Source organism: Escherichia sp. TW14182, from assembly GCF_000208525.1.
GTDB lineage: Bacteria > Pseudomonadota > Gammaproteobacteria > Enterobacterales > Enterobacteriaceae > Escherichia > Escherichia ruysiae.
The window spans coordinates 1-1,521 of record NZ_AEJZ01000446.1; the positions used below are offsets into that span (position 1 = coordinate 1).

At 38.1% G+C, this 1,521-nt stretch carries 2 protein-coding genes; both read right to left on the reverse strand.

Annotation, left to right across the window (positions count from 1 at the left end; translation table 11 throughout):
* Positions 1 to 111: 111 nt before the first annotated feature.
* The gene (locus EQY_RS0122995) at positions 112 to 1,008 is read right to left on the reverse strand and encodes a hypothetical protein (protein WP_000058711.1); all 897 of its coding nucleotides are present in this window, start codon (positions 1,006 to 1,008) and stop codon (positions 112 to 114) included.
* A gap of 37 nt (positions 1,009 to 1,045) precedes the next feature.
* On the reverse strand, positions 1,046 to 1,342 hold the full coding sequence (locus EQY_RS0123000) for a hypothetical protein (RefSeq protein ID WP_235165768.1): 297 nt from the start codon (positions 1,340 to 1,342) through the stop codon (positions 1,046 to 1,048).
* Between the last annotated feature and the right edge of the window lie 179 nt (positions 1,343 to 1,521).

The window sequence follows — 1,521 nt, forward strand, 5'->3', positions numbered from 1 at the left end:
GGCAGATAGCCTCAAGCACCCGCAGCAATTTTACTTAACTCCCCTTTTCACGCAAACCGTTTTTTCTCACGGAAATAAGTCGTTATTGTAATTAACTGACATGACGATTAATTAAAATTCAATTTTTTGCGCTGGTCTTGCGTTTAATATCCAGCATTCTTGATGGGTGTGGTGCGCAATCAATAAGTTTTGGAGTTGAGTTTTTTTTGCCTTATAATTTAACTTATTTGTCGTATCAACTATCCAATTCCCCGTCCCCGAAGAAGCCAGAGCCATGAGTTTATTACATTCTGCATGGATATTAATTATCTCACCAAACATATCTGTTTTTGTTTTTTTATTCACAAGGTTAGTAAAAATACCCGCATGCTTATAGGAATCCATTACGGTATAACGACCGTCACCATCTATATCAGACGGTTCCGACATCCATTTAAAAACATGAAGGAGAAAAATATTGGCTGGCCAAGGAAATTCATTCCCGTCAAGAAACGTTTCAGTAGTCCCTATACTCAGGCTTTCAGTAAGATTAGTCGCCCCAATTAAAATAACTTCAGGTTCACCATCCTTTCTTTTACCCGCTCCAACAAAATTGAATGTACCTGCATAACACTGCCCAAGATAAACAATAGCATTGTTTAAATTAGGCGTTCCTTTTAAAGCTTTAAGAAGTTGATGAGGCGGAATAGGATTTTTTGCATCGAGCCCTTGTGGGCAACCATGACCAGTAACAAACATAACTATATTACTGTAGTTATTATCATGCAAGTCATTAAAAAAGTCTGCTGATGCTTTCGACGTATAAGGATACTTCGAGGCTGATGAAAAAAAACCATCTAAATTCCTGTTAGGGCTGTCAATATATATTGATATATCTTGGGGGTTTATACCAGCCTTCTCAAGGCATAGCACACCAAAAACAATATCAAAAACGTGGCGCGGCTCAACCTCTTCTTTAGAACAAGGCAAAAACATAACCCATTTTGTACGCTCAGACCTAAGGCTCATACATATCCTTATGATTCGAATGTGTTAAATTGAAAATTTATAAATATTCAGGAAACATAGCATTACTGAAAGATGGTGGTTTTGGTAAATCAATAAAGTAAAAAAGCTCATCTATGCTTAAATGCTCAGTAATTTGCGTGGGTGTTATTTGTCCTCTTTCATTCAAACCAAATATTTCATCGTCAGTTTTCAGAAAAAACACCACTTCAAATGTTGTGGTTACTTCATGCGCATAAGATTTGAACAGCATCCACTGCCCGAGATTCACACACTCTTTTACTGAATCAGAAGTATCAGGTAACGCCGAGGACTGTAGCCCTGTGAATTTCATCATCTATCCTTATGAATCCGCATACAACATTCTAACAATCTGGTATTTTTACGAACAAAAACTGTGTGATCGAGTAACCGACCACACAGAGAAAATATAACTTTGCACCTCCGTTTACGTCAACCCCAACGGCAAATCGAATACACCACCAACGCCACCGCCATCGCAATTCCTACCGTTGT

Excerpts from the sequence above, each read along its gene's own strand:
- EQY_RS0122995 (WP_000058711.1), bottom strand. The coding sequence starts at position 1,008 with ATGAGCCTTAGGTCTGAGCGTACAAAATGGGTTATGTTTTTGCCTTGT.
- EQY_RS0123000 (WP_235165768.1), bottom strand. The coding sequence starts at position 1,342 with ATGATGAAATTCACAGGGCTACAGTCCTCGGCGTTACCTGATACTTCT.